This window comes from Streptomyces sp. NPDC001137 (assembly GCF_040298885.1).
GTDB lineage: Bacteria > Actinomycetota > Actinomycetes > Streptomycetales > Streptomycetaceae > Streptomyces.
The window spans coordinates 174,721-190,743 of the sequence record NZ_JBEPBA010000011.1 but is presented as its reverse complement, the minus strand read 5'-3'; the positions used below and the strand labels follow the sequence as shown (position 1 = coordinate 190,743).

14 protein-coding genes are annotated in these 16,023 nt (G+C 71.6%); 11 read left to right on the top strand and 3 right to left on the bottom strand.

The genetic code is table 11. The annotated features are described in order from the left end of the window. Positions 1-177 precede the first annotated feature (177 nt). Both ABT254_RS23510 and ABT254_RS23505 read left to right on the top strand, forming a co-directional pair. Positions 178-1,413 (top strand): amidohydrolase, encoded by a 1,236-nt coding sequence (locus tag ABT254_RS23510; RefSeq protein ID WP_351473308.1) that lies wholly within the window; start codon positions 178-180, stop codon positions 1,411-1,413. Positions 1,414-1,455: 42 nt separating this feature from the next. Then, positions 1,456-1,680 (top strand): hypothetical protein, encoded by a 225-nt coding sequence (locus ABT254_RS23505; RefSeq protein WP_351473306.1) that lies wholly within the window; start codon positions 1,456-1,458, stop codon positions 1,678-1,680. A gap of 7 nt (positions 1,681-1,687) precedes the next feature. On the opposite strand, the gene ABT254_RS23500 is transcribed toward ABT254_RS23505, so the two are convergent. Further along, complete coding sequence (locus ABT254_RS23500) at positions 1,688-2,887, bottom strand: hypothetical protein (protein ID WP_351473303.1); 1,200 nt, start codon at positions 2,885-2,887, stop codon at positions 1,688-1,690. Positions 2,888-2,956: 69 nt separating this feature from the next. Beyond that, on the bottom strand, positions 2,957-3,445 hold the full coding sequence (locus tag ABT254_RS23495; protein WP_351473300.1) for a hypothetical protein: 489 nt from the start codon (positions 3,443-3,445) through the stop codon (positions 2,957-2,959). 211 nt (positions 3,446-3,656) lie between these two features. Between ABT254_RS23495 and ABT254_RS23490 the strand changes: the two genes are divergently transcribed. Both ABT254_RS23490 and ABT254_RS23485 read left to right on the top strand, forming a co-directional pair. Next, complete coding sequence (locus ABT254_RS23490) at positions 3,657-4,124, top strand: hypothetical protein (RefSeq protein ID WP_351473297.1); 468 nt, start codon at positions 3,657-3,659, stop codon at positions 4,122-4,124. 87 nt (positions 4,125-4,211) lie between these two features. Next, the gene (locus ABT254_RS23485; protein ID WP_351473295.1) at positions 4,212-5,231 is read left to right on the top strand and encodes a hypothetical protein; all 1,020 of its coding nucleotides are present in this window, start codon (positions 4,212-4,214) and stop codon (positions 5,229-5,231) included. Here the strand turns inward: ABT254_RS23485 and ABT254_RS23480 are convergent. After that, entirely contained in the window at positions 5,143-6,480 is a 1,338-nt protein-coding gene (locus tag ABT254_RS23480; protein WP_351473292.1) for an aminotransferase-like domain-containing protein, read from the bottom strand. The two genes, ABT254_RS23485 and ABT254_RS23480, sit on opposite strands and share 89 nt — an antisense overlap. 91 nt (positions 6,481-6,571) lie before the next feature. On the opposite strand from ABT254_RS23480, the gene ABT254_RS23475 reads away from it, so the two are divergent. The 7 genes from ABT254_RS23475 (at position 6,572) to ABT254_RS23445 (ending at position 15,875) form a co-directional block, all read left to right on the top strand. Next, positions 6,572-7,318, top strand: coding sequence for an alpha/beta fold hydrolase (locus ABT254_RS23475; RefSeq protein WP_351473289.1), 747 nt, complete (start codon positions 6,572-6,574; stop codon positions 7,316-7,318). A 36-nt stretch (positions 7,319-7,354) separates the two neighbouring features. Beyond that, positions 7,355-8,353 (top strand): endonuclease/exonuclease/phosphatase family protein, encoded by a 999-nt coding sequence (locus tag ABT254_RS23470; protein WP_351473286.1) that lies wholly within the window; start codon positions 7,355-7,357, stop codon positions 8,351-8,353. A gap of 28 nt (positions 8,354-8,381) precedes the next feature. After that, on the top strand, positions 8,382-10,316 hold the full coding sequence (locus ABT254_RS23465) for an FUSC family protein (RefSeq protein ID WP_351473284.1): 1,935 nt from the start codon (positions 8,382-8,384) through the stop codon (positions 10,314-10,316). A gap of 385 nt (positions 10,317-10,701) precedes the next feature. Beyond that, positions 10,702-11,448, top strand: coding sequence for a hypothetical protein (locus ABT254_RS23460; RefSeq protein WP_351473281.1), 747 nt, complete (start codon positions 10,702-10,704; stop codon positions 11,446-11,448). Between the two features lie 488 nt (positions 11,449-11,936). Beyond that, the gene (locus ABT254_RS23455; RefSeq protein ID WP_351473278.1) at positions 11,937-13,469 is read left to right on the top strand and encodes a VWA domain-containing protein; all 1,533 of its coding nucleotides are present in this window, start codon (positions 11,937-11,939) and stop codon (positions 13,467-13,469) included. Between the two features lie 152 nt (positions 13,470-13,621). Continuing rightward, positions 13,622-15,337 carry a methionine--tRNA ligase gene (gene metG, locus ABT254_RS23450; protein WP_351473275.1) on the top strand — a complete coding sequence of 572 codons (1,716 nt, stop codon included), beginning with the start codon at positions 13,622-13,624 and terminating at the stop codon, positions 15,335-15,337. A gap of 61 nt (positions 15,338-15,398) precedes the next feature. Beyond that, on the top strand, positions 15,399-15,875 hold the full coding sequence (locus tag ABT254_RS23445) for a hypothetical protein (protein ID WP_351473272.1): 477 nt from the start codon (positions 15,399-15,401) through the stop codon (positions 15,873-15,875). Positions 15,876-16,023: the final 148 nt, after the last annotated feature.

Here is a 16,023-nt window from a genome sequence, read left to right as displayed (position 1 = left end):
CATGGACCGGGGTGCCTATCAACTCCCCGCCTGCCAGGCTCTTCACCGGGAACCCCCCAACCGCGGCCGCCGACGCACCCCCCCCCCTTCGCGTCGGCGGCCGCACTGCCTTCGCGGGGCCCTCGCCATGTGGGGCATTCCGTTCTCCCGGAGCCCGGCGCCGCCTACGCTGCCCCCATGCCGTCTGCCGCCGCCCGCACCGCGCTGGACCTCACCGCCGGTCTCCCGGTCTCCGACCTGGAGGACTTCTACCGGGACCTGCACCGCCACCCCGAGCTGTCGCTCCAGGAGCACCGCACGGCCGCCAAGCTGGCCGAGCGGCTCACCAAGGCGGGTTACGAGACCGCCGAGGGCGTCGGCGGCACCGGGGTCGCGGGCGTCCTGCGCAACGGCGAGGGCCCGACGGTCCTCCTGCGCGCCGACATGGACGCGCTGCCGGTGCAGGAGGAGACGGGCCTGCCGTACGCCTCCGCCACGCCCGGCGTGATGCACGCCTGCGGGCACGACCTGCACGTGACCTGGCTGGCGGGCGCGGCCGCCGCGCTGGCCGCCGGGCGCGACACCTGGTCCGGCACCCTGCTGGTGGTGGGCCAGCCCGCCGAGGAGACCGGCGAGGGCGCGCAGGGGATGATCGCGGACGGACTGTACGAGCGCTTCCCGCGCCCGGACGTCCTGCTCGGCCAGCACGCGGCGCCCGGACCCGTCGGCTTCTACGCCCACTCACCCGGCCTGATCATGTCGGCGTCGACGGACATCGACATCGTCCTGCACGGCCGCGGCGGCCACGGCTCCCGCCCCGAGACGACCGTCGACCCCGTCGTCACCGCCGCCTACCTCGTCACCCGTCTCCAGACGGTCGTCGCCCGGGAGATCGCCGCCCGCGAGTCCGCCGTGCTGACCGTCGGCCGGATCGAGGCGGGCACCCGGCACAACATCATCCCGTCCGAGGCGCGCATCGCCCTGAACCTGCGCACCCAGTCCGACGAGGTGCGCGAGCGGATGATCGCGGCGATCCGGCGCATCGCGGCGGGCGAGGCCCTGGCCGCAGGCTGCCCGCGGGAGCCGGAGGTCACGGTCGGCGCGACCTTCCCGGTGACCACGAACGACGCCGTCACCGACCGGCGGATCGCCGCCGTGCACGAGGAGGTGCTCGGGGCCGGGACCGTGCTGGACTTCGGCCCGGTGATGGGCAGCGAGGACTTCCCGCACCTGGCGCAGGGCTCGATCCCGTACTCCTACTGGTTCGTCACGACCACCCCGGCCGACGTGTGGGACGCGGCACCCGGCACCGACCTGATGGAGAAGTTCCTGGCGGTCCCGAGCAACCACAGCCCGCACTTCGCGCCCGATCCGTCGACGATCACGCCGGGCGTACGGACACTCGTGTCGGGCGCGCTCGCGTATCTCACATAGCTCGCCCGTCTCCTGTGGTGATCGCGCTCCTACACTCACCGCGTGAACAACTACAAGTGCACCTACTGCGGCACCATCGGCCTGATGGACGGCTTCATCGAGGACGAGGGCCAGGGCACGCACGGTTACGCGCGCTGGATCGAGGGCGCCTTGGAGCGGGGGCCCTTCGGGGGTGCCAGGCGGATGGGCCGGCCCCGGCGGCAGATCGAGGCGTACCGCTGCCCCAAGTGCGGGCACCTGGAGCTGTTCGCCACCGCCGAGGTGTAGGGCCCGGTCAGCCCTGGGTCTGCAACTGCCGCAGCTGGCGCCGCACATGGTCCAGCGCACCCTGTCTGCGCCCCGGCACCCGCGAGCGCAACCCGGCGAGCTCCGCCCCGAGTTCCCGCGCCGCCGCCGCATCCCGGACCTGTCCCCACTGGTGGTGCGCCCGGTCCACGGCCGCCTCCACGGCCGGCGCGTCCGCCGCCTGCCCCGCCGCCAGCCGCGCGGCCGCCACCCCCAGCCAGGTCCGGCAGCTGCGTACGGGATCCCCGGCGAACATCGCCAGATCCGCCCGCACTTCGGCCCAGTGCAAGGCCTCCTCGGACCCGGGCCCGTGCGCGTGCACGGCGGCCTGCTCGTGGCGGGCGGCGAGGGCGTCGGCGTCGGAGTGACGACCGGACTGGACGGCGGCGGAGATGGCGGAGTGGGGATCAACGTCACTGCTGCGCTGCCGGCCGGCATCTTTCAGCCCGTCATGGGGGTGCCCCCGCTCGAGCGAAGCCGAGAGTGGGGGAGTTTGAGGACGAGGCCGTTCAGGCCGATAAGGGGGTCTGGGGGCGAAGCCCCCAGGGACGGCACCCCCGACCCCGGTCGCCGCCAGCACGAGGTCGGCATGCCCCTCGACGCCGACACGGCCCAGCGCCAGCTGATGGAGCTCCGCCGGTGCCGGCCGCCGGCCACTGCGCAGAATCGTCGCCACGGCCTTCATGTACGCGGGCACCGCCACCGCCCGCCGCGACGGCGGAGGTGCCACACGGCCGTAAACGGCGTTGTTGCGCCCCGAGTCGAGCGGGTTCGCCCGAAGCCACTCCCAGGCCTCGGCATCCGCATGCAGATCCAGGAACAGCGTGGTGGAACCGACCGCCCGCAACCGCAGTTCCTCCCGGATCCAGTGCCAGGGCAGCCCGGTGTAGCGCACCGTCGCGGGTGTCGTACGGGCCAGCGCCAGGTGCGGCAGCCGCTGTCGCCGGTCGAGCTGGAGCTGACCGGTCACGAACACGGTGAGCGGGCCCGGGGCCCCCGCGGCGGCCCGCAACCGGGTGAGCACGGCCTGCGGTTCCAGCGGGTCGGCGAGCTCGACGACGTTCGCCGTGTCCGTGCCGGACAGTACGGCGGGCGGGACGGCCGCGAGGACGGGAAGCACGGACGCCGCGTCCACCAGGCACCCCTTGCCCGCCGGGGACGCGGCGAGCAACAGCACGGTTCCGGGCATCGTTCCCTCCCCTTCCCCCGTCGATCACTTACGGCAGCACCGTAACCGCTGCGGGTGCAAAGGTGGGTGTCAGGACCGAAAACCGGGCGCCGGGCGGCCCGCCGCGAGGGACTGCCGTACCTCGCCGACCTGGTCCCGGCTGCCGACCGCGAGCGCGACCCAGGAGCCGTCCGGGAAGGCGACGTCCAGGCGGTTGCGGTGGCGGGCCGGGTGCGGCTCGCTGCGCAGGGCGAGCACCTGCCGCGGATACTCCGCGAGGAGCTCCGGGGTCTCGCGTTCCGGCGAGCGGGGCGAGCTGAGCAGCAGCACCCGGCGGTCGGTGAACGTCAGCAGGAAGCTGTCGTTCTCGTAGAGCCCGCGTCCGCCGGCCGCCCGCACGGCGATCACGAAGCGGCCCGCGTCGCTCTGCCAGCCGCCCTGCCACACCCGGCCGCGCACCAGCCGCCGGATGCCGAAGCCGCGCCACATCCACTCCAGCAGCTTGTCGGCCAGGGCCTCCACCGGGGCCATCAGCACAGCACCCGCCGCGGCAAACCAGTAGAAGGCAAGCAGCAGCACCCGCAGGCCTCGAAAGCTCCGGTCCTGCGTCCCGCGCCGCGGCGCACGAGGCGGACGCGGCGGTCGATCGCGGCGCGGAACCCGCTCCGGCGCCAGCGGATCCAGCCGGGCCGGGAAAGCACGGAGCAACTGCCGCCCCCCACCGACTTGCCAGGCCCTGCCTCCAGGTGTGCTCTGGTAGGCAGGGGCGAGGAGAGAGAGGAGTGCTCTCATGGCTCAAGCGGCACCCACGTCCGGCGGAATGATGGGCAAGGTCAGGCTGAACCGCGCGGCCCGGCCCACTCGCACACCCGACCTGTTCGACGAGCGGGTCCACACCGTCGGGCGGTACGCGATCCCCGTCGTCCTCGGGCTCGTCTACGGCTTCTGGGCCGCGGCCAACCGGCGCGGCGGCGGCGAGATCACCGGCTGGAACATCCTGTTCGGCTTCGTCACGGCGGCCGTGTTCATCGTGCTGTGCATCGCCGTCGCGACGTTCGCACCGCTGCTCAAGCGTGAACTGCACTCACTGGTGAAGTCCGGCTTCGCGGGCGCCGCGGTCGGCTTCCTCTACAGCCAGACCGGAGAGTCGGTCTACCGCTCCGTGGCCCTGGGCGTGGTGGTCACGGCGGGCATCTTCCTGGTGTTCTTCTACCGCTACTACACACGGGAGGACGCCGTCGGCAACCGCATCCGCTGACCGGCCCCCGGGTGCGGCGCACCCGGACGGAACCCGTATGGAGGCGCCCCGCTCGCGGACCCCGCCCCCGGACCGTTGCCTGGAGAGGTGGCCCCCAAGCGACCTGAGCGCGTGCGGCACGCCCTGTCGGCGGCACTGATCGCCCTCGCGTGTCTGCTCGCGCCGTGCGGCACGCTCGCGGCCTGGGCGGCGTACGACCTGACCGACACGAGCCGCTACGTCACGACGATGGCACCGCTGGCCGGGGACCCCGCCGTGCGGGACGCGGTCGCGGACACCGTCGGCGCCGGGATCATGGAGCAGGTCGACGACCGGGGGGACGTACGGCCGTTGCGGGGCACCGTGCGCCCCTTCGTGCACGACGCGGTGCACTCCTTCACCGGTACCGAGGCCTTCCGGCTGGCCTGGGACTCCGGGAACCGGGCGGTCCACGACGCGGTGCTGCGCGCCCTGCACGACGAGAGCGACCGCGACGTCACCGTCGACCTCGCCCCCGTCACCGCCCAGGTCAAGCGACAGCTCGCCGTGGACCACGTCCCGTTCGCGAACCGCATCCCGGTCGAGCACACCGAGGTCTCGGTACTCCCGGCCCAGGAACTGGACCGCCTCCGGAAGGGATTCCACGTGCTGGAAGTCGCCGGTTTCTGGCTGCCGGTGGCGGCCGTCGTCTTCGCCGTGACCGGGATCGCCGTCGCCGCCTGCCGCCGCCGCGCGGTCACCGCGACCGCCCTCGGCACGGCACTCGGCGGCGCGCTGCTCGCCCTCGCCGTCACCATCGGCCGCCACTTCACCCTCGCTGGCCTCCCCGACGAGACCCAGCAGCCGGCCGCGGCCGCCGTCTACGACGCCCTGACGGCAACCCTCCGCGAGGCGTGCTGGCTCCTGATCGTCCTGGGCCTGACGGTCGCCCTGATCGCTTGGATCAGTGCTCCGAAGGGGCGGCGCGGGGCGGGGTCGATCAGCGGCTCCGCCGCGCGGCGCGACCAGCCACGAAGCACCCGCAGACGCATCTCAACACCTACGACGGAGCCCTCAGCGCCAGACTGGCAAGCACCCCCAGAGCCCGCTCCACATCAGGCAAAGCAGCTGAAGCAAGACCAAGCCTGACGGCATCCGGGGTCCGCTTGGGGTCCACCACGAAGGCAGTCCCCGGCGTGACGGCGACCCCGTGCGCGGCCGCCGCCGCGGCAAACGTGTCCGCCCGCCACGCCGCAGGCAGCTCCCACCAGGCAAAATAGCCCAGCGGATCACACCGCACCCGAAACCCGCCCAGGCGCTCGGCAACCAGCCGCTGCCTGCGTGCCGCGTCCTCCCGTTTCGCCGCCACCAGCCGCTCCACCGTCCCGTCCCCGATCCACCGCACCCCCGCCTCCAGCGCGAACCGCCCGGCACTCCACCCCCCGGACCGCACGGCCGCCGCCACCGCCTGAACCCGATGCGCGGGTACGACGAGAAAGCCGGCCGTGAGCCCGGGCGCGACCCGCTTGGAGAGACCGTCGACGACATGGGTGAGGTGGGGGGCGTACGCGGCGAGGGGGTCGGCGGCCTCGGCCGGGTCGGCGAGGAAGGACCAGATGCGGTCCTCCACGACGGGGATGTCCAAGTCTGCGACGACTTCGGCCAGTTGGCGCCGTCGTGCCTCACCCGTCGTCACGGATGTGGGGTTGTGCAGGGTCGGCTGGACGTACAGCGCCGCCAGGGGAGCGGCCCGGTGGGCGGCCGCGACCGCCTCCGGACGCAGCCCGCCCTCGTCCGTGGCCAGCGGGACCAGCCGGATGCCGAGCCGGCCCGCGATCTCCTTGACCAGCGGATACGTCAGCTCCTCGACCCCCACCCGGCCACCCGGCCGGACGAGGGAGGCGAGGGCGGCGGCGATGGCCTGGCGGGCGTTGCCGGTGAACAGCAGCCGGTCCGGGGACGGGCGCCAGCCGGGGGTGGCGAGCAGGGCCGCCACCGCCTCGCGGGCCTGCGCGGTCCCGGCGGCGGGGGCGGGGCGCAGGGCCTCGGTGAGGACGTCGGGGCGCAGCATCGGCGCGAGGGCGGGGGCGAGCAGCTCCGACTGGCCGGGCGCGGAAGGGTAGTTGAGCTCCATGTTCACCGGGGCCTCGGTCGCCGGTTCGACGAGTGCGCGCCCGGCGGGTCCGCTCCGGGCGGCCCGTACGAAGGTGCCCCGGCCGACCTCGCCGACGACCAGCCCCCGCCGCACCAGCTCGCCGTACGCCCGCTCCGCCGTGGAGGCCGCGATGCCGTGCCGACGGGCGAACTTCCGCTGCGGAGGCAGCCGTTCCCCCGGCCGGAGCCTTCCGGCGGCGATGTCATCGGCTATGCGGTCGGCTATCCGCCGGTACGCGTCCACGAGGCCCCCCTGTTTGCTGCCGTCGCCGGCATTGCACCGAGAGCAAAGATTTTATTGCACTGAGTAATTGGGCCGCTCTAGGGTCGAAGTCATGCCGATCCCGCTGGTCCTCGTCCATGGCCACCCCTTCGACCACACGATGTGGAACCCGCAGCTGGAGGCGTTCTCCGGCACCCGCCGGGTGATCGCCCCCGACCTGCGCGGCTACGGCGCCTCCCCTTCGGCTCCGGAGGTCACGCGCTTCGAGCGGTTCGCGCAGGACCTCGCGGCGCTGCTGGACGGGCTGGGAGTGGAGTCGTGCGTGCTCGCCGGTCTCTCCATGGGCGGCCAGATCGTCATGGACTTCCACCGGCAGTTCCCCGGCCGCGTCCGCGGCCTGGTCCTCGCCGACACCTTCCCGGCCCCGGAGACACCCGAGGGCGTCGAGGTGCGGCACGCCATGGCGGACCGCCTGCTGCGGGAGGGCATGCGCGGGTACGCCGACGAAGTCCTGGAGAAGATGGTCGCGCCGTACGCCTCCGCCGAGGTCAAGGCGCATGTCCACCGCATGATGACGGCGACCCGTCCCGAGTCCGCCGCGGCGGCCCTGCGCGCCCGCGCCGCCCGCCCCGACTACCGCCAGCTGCTCACCACCGTCACGGTCCCCGCCCTGGTGGTCGTGGGCGCCGACGACACCTACACCCCGGTCGCCGACGCCGAGGCCATGCACGCGGCGCTCCCCGACTCGACGCTCCACGTCATCGAGGGCACGGCCCACATGCCGAACCTGGAGCGACCGAAGGAGTTCAACGAGGCGCTGGAGAGTTTCCTGGCGCGCATCGACTCCGCCGGGGGATGATTCGGGCATCCCACTCCTGAGCGGAGGGCCCGGACCTTGGACACTGCGGCTGCCGAGTGGACCGCTGCGAGCGAGGACGAGCCGGTACGGCGGGCCGGGCGGCGCTTCGCGGCCTGGTGCGCGGGGCTGCTGCTGGCCGCGGTGAGCGTGGTCGTCGGCTGCCGGGCCGCCGACAGCGACGGCTTCACCCCGGTCCCCCAGGTCCTCGCCTTCCTGCCCTGGCTGCTCGCCCCCGCCGGACTGGCCCTGCTCCTCGCGCTGCTCGGCCGCTGGCGCCTCGGGATGGCGTGGGCGCTCGTCGTCCTCGGGCTGCTGGCGTGGTTCATCGAGCCGTACGGGAAGACGGACGAGCCCGGCGGCGCCGCCGTCGCCGAGTTCAGGGTGCTGACCTCGAACGTCGAGTTCGGGCGCGGGACGGGCTCCCTCGTCCCCGAGATCCGGCGCCACAAGCCGGACCTCGTGTTCGTGGAGGAGTGCGAGTACACCTGTCAGGCCCGGCTGAAGCAGGACTTCGGCGCCGACTACCCGTACCGGCGGGCCGTGGCGGCCGGCGGCAGCCACGGCTCGATCATCCTCAGCCGCTTTCCGCTCAAGGGCACGGCGGGCGTGACCGGGACCATGGGCATGCCCGGCGCCGTCGCCGATGTCCGCGGACATGCCGTACGGCTCCAGCTGGCCCACCCCATGCCGCCGCTGCCCGGCCAGGTCGGCCTCTGGCAACGGGAGCTCGGGCGGCTGCGGGACACCGCCGCCGCCACCCGTACGCCCATGGTCCTGGCCGGCGACTTCAACGCCTCCCAGGACCACGCCGCCTTCCGCCGCATCCTCGACACCGGTATGCAGGACGCCGCCCGGCTCGCGGGCCACGCCCGCACACCCAGCTGGCCCGCCCGCACGACCCCGGCCTTCGGCGCCCAGATCGACCACGTACTCCTCTCCCGGGACTTCTCGGCGAACACCGCCCACTTCCTGAACCTGCCCGGCACCGACCACCGCGCCCTGCTCGCGGACATCACGCTTCACCAGCGCGGATGAGCCGGAGCGGGGTGCTCATAATGGGCGCATGGCCCGAGAGTTCCCCGCCGGCCTCACCCCTCCCGACTGGCTGGTAAGGAACCTCCGGCCCCAGCAGGCCCCGGTGAACTGGGCTGCCATGGCCCGTGCGGCGATCGCGATGGCGCTCCCGCTGGCGATCGGTCTCGCGGCCGGCCGGCCCGCCTACGGTGCGCTGGCCTCCATGGGGGCCCTCTCCGGTGTCATCGGGGACACCGCGGACGCGTACCGCATGCGGATCCTCAACATCGCGATCCCGCAGCTGTTCGGCGCGATCGGGGTGACCCTGGGTTCGCTGGTGTTCGGACACGGCTGGGTCGCCGTCGCCGCGGTCACCGGTGTCGCGCTGGTCTCCGGGATGATCTCGACGATCGGGGCGGTCGCCTCCGTGTCGGGGCTGCTGCTCCTCCTCAACTCCGTGGTCGGCGCGGGACTGCCGATGCCGGGTGACTGGTGGCTCGCGCCCGTGCTGATGTCCGGCGGCGGGCTGCTGGTCCTCCTTCTCGCGCTGCTCGCCTGGCCCCTGCGGTCCGGGGTGCCGGAGCGGGCTGCGGTCGCGGACACCTACCGCACGGTGGCCACGCTGATGTCCGCCTGCGGCACCCAGGAGTACGACGCCGCGCGCCACGCCGTCACCCAGTCCCTGAACCAGTCGTACGACCTCGTCCTCGCCCGCCGCGCCCGCCACCACGGCCGCAGCCCCGAACTCACCCGCCTGCTCGCCCAGTTGAACGCCATCACCCCGGTCGTGGAGGCCGCACCGGCCGTCCGGCTGAGCGGCACCGCCCTCCCGCCGGAGGTCCCGGAGGCCGTACGCCACCTCGCGCAGGCCGTGGAGACCGGCTACACCGGACCGATAGGGCTGACACTGCCCGTGCCGACGTCGGAGACCGCCCGCGCCGTCGACCACGCCCTGCGGCACGCCGCCGAGGTCGTCACCGCGCCCGATGTGGACCCGAGGGGCATCGACGACCGCCTCGGCCGCCCGGCGGCCCTGTCGATCCGCGCCGCCCGTGCCGCCCGCAATGTCACCCTCTCCGCCAACTCCTGGCGCTACGGACTGCGCCTCGCACTCTGCATCGGCATCGCGCAGGCCCTGGTGTCGATCGTCCCCGTGCCGCGCTCGTACTGGGTCGCCCTCACCATCACCTTCGTCCTGAAGCCCGACTTCGGCTCGGTCTTCTCCCGGGCGCTGCTGCGGGCCCTCGGCACGGTCGCGGGACTGGTGATCGCGGCGGCGGTGCTGGCGGCGGTGCCGCGCGGCTGGTGGGACGTGGTGGCGATGCTGGTCCTCGCCCCACTGATCCCGGCGCTGACGCCCCGCGGCTACGGCTACCAGACGGCAGCCATCACCCCCGTGATCCTCCTGCTCTCCGACATCCTGAACCACCAGGGCACCGCCCTGCTCCTGCCCCGCCTGGTCGACTCCCTCATCGGCTGCGGCATCGCGCTCGTCGCCGGCTATCTGCTGTGGCCGGAGAGCTGGCACACCCGGGTCGGCGACCGGCTCGCGGACGCCGTCGCGAACACCGCGGAGTACGTCGAGTCGGCCTTCGGCGACGGCACCGAACCGGCCGCCCGCGCCCGGATGCGACGCCGCCTCTACCGCGATCTGTCCCTCATCCGCACGGAGTTCCAGCGCGCCCTGACCGAACCGCCGCCCACCGGCCGCCGCGCATCCGCCTGGTGGCCGATGGTCGTCGCGGTGGAGCGGATCGTGGACGCCACCACGGCCGCGGCCGTGCGGGTACGGCACGGAGCGGCCACGCCGTCCGCCGCCGAGGTCCGCCAAGTGACCATGCAGCTCGCCGAGTTGGCGGAGGGCCTGCGGGACACCGAGGTCCTCTACCCCGTCCGTACGGACCTCACCGGGCCGGCGGGCAGCGTGCTGGAGCCACTGCGGCAGGAGGTGGCGGCGGCCCGGGCGATCGCGTCACCGCACTGAGGCCGGAACGCAGGTGGGTGCGGCCGCCCTGTGCAGGAGGGCGGCCGCGCACCCGTTCGCCCACAACTGGTCGACCTTGTAGGTCAAACATGCATCCCGCCTGCCCACCGACCATGCACCCCTGATGCACTTTACGCATTCCAGGTTCCAGATTTGAGGAATATCTAAGAGCCTTCCTTGAGGGCTGATTTGTCGCGCCCGCAACTCCCTCAAGGAAACCTCAACAGTCGTTGACCTGCGGCGATCCACATGCATAAGCTCGCTGACGCACGAGCCGGGGGCATCAAAGACCAGCTCCCTTCAGGGCTCGCCAAAAACCATAGAGGGGAAAGTAATGCGTACCGGAGTTACCCGCCGTAGAGCTGCTTCAGTAATTAGTGCAACGGTGGCGTCGGCGGCACTCCTCGTCACGTTGAACGGGGCGTCGGCCAGTGCCGCAACCCAGCCGTCCGACGAGGCGATATCCGCGGCGCTGCGACATGTCGGAGACGGCACATACACCCAAGCCGACCTCAATCTGATCAAATCCGTTCCGGGACTGGCCGCCAGGGTGGTGGACCCCACCAAGCCGGAAGAGGTCACCATCAAGGAAGCCGTCGTCACGCCCGGCGTCAAGGGCGGAGTGTCCGCCATCAATGGCAGCTCGCTCAGCTCCAAAGACATGCTCGACGTGATGCCTCCGGCCGGCGCCCTGCCGAGCACGGCACCGGTCTGGACGCCCGAAGAAACCGAAGCGGACGGCAGCGGATCGGCTTCGGCTTCGGCCGTGGCCGCCACCGGCGACAAGTGGAGAATGACCCACATCACTCACACCCACCGGAGCCTCACGGGCGCCATAATCTTCAGGTACCACACCTACGCCGAGTTCCGCTATGGCGGTGGGAAGGTCCGCGAGTGGGGTGAGCGCTACGATGACTTTTCGGACTATGACCCGGTCGTCAGCGTGAACGTGGACTCCAAGCGGGAAGTCGACACCAAGTCGCGCGTTCCTGCGTCGTCCGGCTCTTCGATGATGAAGCGCAAGGCGGAACTCTGCGTTGCGAAGTACGGCTGTTACGCGACTCTGCACCCCTGGGCCAAGGTGAAGGTCTACGGGACCGGAAAGACTGCGATCGCAGGAAGCGGCGTATAAGGGAGTCCGGGTGCGCGCAGAGAAAACCCACCCGGAATCAATGTGAGTCATGCGCAACTAGCGCGCAATTGCTGAGGAATCCCCTCTCTCACCAGCAGGGGCCCAGCAGCGAAGTGCTCGACCGAGAAGCTCGGTCGAGCACTTCGCAGGGCGCGTGTCGCGGTACCGTGGGTCATCTCGTCAGACTGACGTGAAAAGATCTCGACCTGAGCTTCCGGTGAGCGGCCCCCACGTGAGCCTTTACGCCTGCCCCCCCCAGCACGACCCGGTGCGGCTCAAGTGCCGTACGAGGCCCATGCATTGGGTCGCGGACGATCAGCTGCCTGTGTGCGCGACTCACAACCCGCAGAGATCACAGGAAGCGTGTAAGGACGGGAAGAGCTCAGACATACCCACCCTCCCCAAGATCGCCATCTGGGGCCGCTAACCTTACGTGTCCGTCCTGGCCAGGGATTGACGGGTATCAACTCACGCGAAGGGTTGCGCAAATGGGCATTCTCACTCTCCTGCGGAACGCGTTCGGCAGGTCACGCAAGGGGCGTGCCTCCGAAGCAGAGGGTGCGGACCTCACCCCTTCGCACACTCCGGAACCAACGGTCCCGGCCCCCTCCCCCGAGCCGCAGCCGACACCGTCCGCGCAGGTCCCGGAGCCGCGCTCGTCGTCCCAGGAGGACCAGGACGAACACGAACTGGTCTCGGCGGCCTTCGACAACGTGACGGTACCGAAGCCGTCGGAGCCGGTGGACCGGGTGACCCCGGAGCCGACGGTCGACGAGCCGTCCGAGCCGACGGCGAAGACGCAGCCCGAGCCGGAGGAGCAGCCGGAACCGGCCACGGAGCCGGCCCCGGCCGCCGAGGTCGAGGCTGAGGAGCCGGAGCAGACCGCTGAGCCGGTGGCGGAGGCCGAGCCGGTTGCGGTGGCGGAGGCCGAGCCGGTGGCGGAGCCCGAGCCGGAGGTCGCTCCCGAGCCTGTCGCAGAGCCCGTGCCGCTCGCGGAGGTCGCTCCCGAGCCGGAGCCCACGCCGGTTGTGGAAGCCGCTCCCGAGCCGGAGCCCGAGCCCACGCCGGTTGTGGAAGCCGCTCCCGAGCCGGGGCCCGAGCCCACGCCGGTTGTGGAAGCCGCGGAGCCGGAGCAGATCGCGGCACCGAAGGAGACCTCGGAGGCCGCCCCCGAGCCGGAGCCGGAGCCCGAGCCGGTCGCGGAGGCCGAGGAGCCGGAGCAGGCCCCCGAGCCCGTGCCCGCCGCGACCGAGGCGGACGAGCCCGCGGCCGCCGACGGCGAGGACACCCCACAGGGGCCACCCGCAGCCGACGACGAAAGCAGCACGGGTGGTGCGGGTGGGAACCACTCCGCCGAAGGCGAAGCCGAGGCGGAGCCCGAGCCGGCGGCGGCAGCCGCATCCGTAGCCGCCACCGCCCTCGCAAAGGCCGGCTTCACCACCGCCCGCGCCAAGGTCTACCTGGTCCTCGACCGCTCCGCGAGCATGCGCCCGTACTACAAGGACGGCTCCGCCCAGGCCCTGGCCGACCAGACCCTCGCCCTCGCCGAGCACCTGGACCCCGCCGGCAGCGAGAAGGCCTCCGTCCACGTCGTCTTCTTCTCCACGGAGGTCGACGGCACCACCGACCTCACCCCGGCCTCCCCCGAGACCGCCATCGACGACGCCCACGCCGGCCTCGGCCGCATGGGCCGTACCAGCTACCACGCGGCCGTGGAAGCGGTCCTCGCCCACTACGACGCCAACACCCCCGACGCGAAGACCCCCGCCCTGGTGATCTTCCAGACGGACGGCGCCCCGGACGCGAAGACCCCCGCCACCCAGGCCCTCACCGAGGCCGCGAAGACCCACCCCCAGGTTTTCTTCTCCTTCGTCGCGTTCGGCGACCACGACAACAAGGCCTTCGACTACCTCCGCAAACTGAAGACCGACAACACGGCCTTCTTCCACGCGGGCCCCACGCCCCTGGAGCTCACGGACGCCGAGCTCTACGACGGCGTACTGATCGACTGGCGCCCGTAGCCCCGTAGACCCCGCCGAAAGAACGAGAGATCGCCCGGGCCGCCCCTTCCCACCCCGTAAAACGGGAGGCGGGCGGCCCACCCATGTCGGCTACGATTTCAAGGTTCGCAAAGAACCAAGAACCCCGAAATCCGACCTGGGAGCAGCCCCCGATGGCTCGACACCTCATCACCAGCGCCCTTCCGTACATCAACGGAATCAAGCACCTGGGCAACATGGTGGGGTCCATGCTCCCGGCGGACGTGTACTCCCGGTACCTCCGCCAGCGCGGCCACGACGTCCTGTACATCTGCGCGACGGACGAGCACGGCACCCCCGCCGAGCTGGCGGCCAAGGAGCAGGGCCTCCCGGTCGACGAGTTCTGCGCCCAGGCGCACGACGCCCAGAAGGCGGTCTACGACGGCTTCGCGCTCGCCTTCGACTACTTCGGCCGCAGCTCCTCCCCGCAGAACGTCGAGATCACCCAGCACTTCGCCCGCCGCCTCCACGAGAACGGCTTCATCGAGGAGCGGGCGATCCGCCAGGTCTACAGCCCCGCCGACGGCCGCTTCCTCCCGGACCGCTACGTCGAGGGCACGTGCCCGCACTGCGGCTACGACAAGGCCCGCGGCGACCAGTGCGAGAACTGCACCCGCGTCCTCGACCCGACCGACCTGATCAACCCGCGCTCGGCGATCTCCGGCTCCACGGACCTGGAGGTCCGTGAGACCAAGCACCTCTTCCTCCTCCAGTCCAAGCTGGAGGGCGAGGTCCGCGAGTGGGTGGCCCGCCACGACAAGGACTGGCCGCAGCTGGCCTCCTCCATCGCCCACAAGTGGCTGACCGAGGGCCTGCACGACCGCGCGATCACCCGCGACCTGGACTGGGGCGTCCCGGTCCCGGCCGACACCTGGCCGGAGCTGGCGGCGGAGGGCAAGGTCTTCTACGTCTGGTTCGACGCCCCGATCGAATACATCGGCTCGACGAAGGAGTGGTCCGACAAGGACCCGGAGAACCGCGACTGGAAGTCCTGGTGGTACGACGTCGACACCGACGTCCGCTACACGCAGTTCATGGCGAAGGACAACGTCCCGTTCCACACGGTGATGTTCCCGGCCACCGAGCTCGGCGTCCGTGAGCCGTGGAAGAAGGTCGACTACGTCAAGGCCTTCAACTGGCTGACGTACTACGGCGGCAAGTTCTCCACGTCCCAGAAGCGGGGCGTCTTCACCGACCAGGCCCTGGACATCCTGCCGGCGGACTACTGGCGCTACTTCCTGATCGCCAACGCCCCCGAGTCGGACGACTCGTCCTTCACCTGGGAGCACTTCACGGCGACGGTCAACAAGGACCTCGCCGACACCCTCGGCAACTTCGTCAACCGCGTGCTGTCGTTCTCCAAGAAGCGCTTCGGCGAGGAGGTCCCGGCGGGCGGCGAGCCGGGGGAGGCGGAGCGGAAGCTGGGCGAGCAGATCGCGGAGCTCCTCGCCGAGTACGAGTCCCAGCTGGACTCCCTCCAGTTCCGCAAGGCGGCCGCGGCCCTGCGCGCCCTGTGGTCCGCGGGCAACTCCTACCTGGAGGAGAAGGCCCCCTGGCTGGAGATCAAGACCAACAAGGACGGCGCGGCCCTGACCCTGCGCACGGCGATGAACCTGATCCACCTCTACGCGGTGGTCTCGGAGCCGTTCATCCCGACGACGTCGGCCGCCATGCGCCAGGCCTTCTCCCTCCCGCAGGACACCGCGACGTGGGTCTCGGCGACCGAGGCGAAGTCCCTCACCGCCGTCCCCGCGGGCACTCCTTTCACGGTCCCGCCGGTCCTGTTCGCCAAGCTGACGGACGAGGACCTGGAGACGTACAAGGAGCGCTTCGGGGGCGAGGCCGAGTAGGAACCGTGAGAGACAGGGCTCGGAAAGCCGTTCGGCTTTCCGGGCCCCGTATTGTTCGGCCATGGCAGTGCCCGAAATCGTTCCGATCGCCTACGTGCCCAAGCACCGGACCGAGTCCATCGGCCGGTATGCACAGGGGCAGTTCCTGGCATCGATCACCTATGCCTTCCCGCAGGGGTTCCGGCCCGACGACGGCTGGGAAGAGCACAAACGTCTCTACACGGTGCTCCACACCTTCGACGCCGAGGGCGAGTACCGCGACTCGGAGATCTGGTGTGTCGGCACCTGGGCCGAGCAGCAGCGCAACCCGCACGGCGACGACTCGGTGCTCACCCGCGCCCGTATACACCTGGCGAAACTGCTGCGCAGCCTGCCCCGGCGCTCCTACACGGACATCGCGATAAGGCCGTTCCAACTCACCGTGGACGGTGTGCTGTTCGGCCTGGTGACCGGTCAGGACGAGGAGGGCAGCTGGGCCGAGCTCTACCCGGACCGCCTGTTCTTCTCCTCGCCCTGGGACGGTTCGTACGACACCTGACGGCTCGTACGACACCCAGGCGCCAGGAGAGCACTCCGGCACCCGTCGTCGTCGCCAGTTCCGTCAGCAGGTTCTTCGCCGACGGCTTGACGGTGCTCAAGCGAAAGGGCTCGAAACCGACGCCGGTTTCGAGCCCTTCGTATCCGCC

Bases quoted from the DNA above. Each gene is read 5' to 3' on its own strand.
- ABT254_RS23475 (WP_351473289.1), top strand. From the start codon at position 6,572: ATGCCGATCCCGCTGGTCCTCGTCCATGGCCACCCCTTCGACCACACG.
- ABT254_RS23490 (WP_351473297.1), top strand. From the start codon at position 3,657: ATGGCTCAAGCGGCACCCACGTCCGGCGGAATGATGGGCAAGGTCAGG.
- ABT254_RS23445 (WP_351473272.1), top strand. From the start codon at position 15,399: ATGGCAGTGCCCGAAATCGTTCCGATCGCCTACGTGCCCAAGCACCGG.
- metG (WP_351473275.1), top strand. From the start codon at position 13,622: ATGGCTCGACACCTCATCACCAGCGCCCTTCCGTACATCAACGGAATC.
- ABT254_RS23500 (WP_351473303.1), bottom strand. From the start codon at position 2,887: ATGCCCGGAACCGTGCTGTTGCTCGCCGCGTCCCCGGCGGGCAAGGGG.
- ABT254_RS23455 (WP_351473278.1), top strand. From the start codon at position 11,937: ATGGGCATTCTCACTCTCCTGCGGAACGCGTTCGGCAGGTCACGCAAG.
- ABT254_RS23465 (WP_351473284.1), top strand. From the start codon at position 8,382: ATGGCCCGAGAGTTCCCCGCCGGCCTCACCCCTCCCGACTGGCTGGTA.
- ABT254_RS23510 (WP_351473308.1), top strand. From the start codon at position 178: ATGCCGTCTGCCGCCGCCCGCACCGCGCTGGACCTCACCGCCGGTCTC.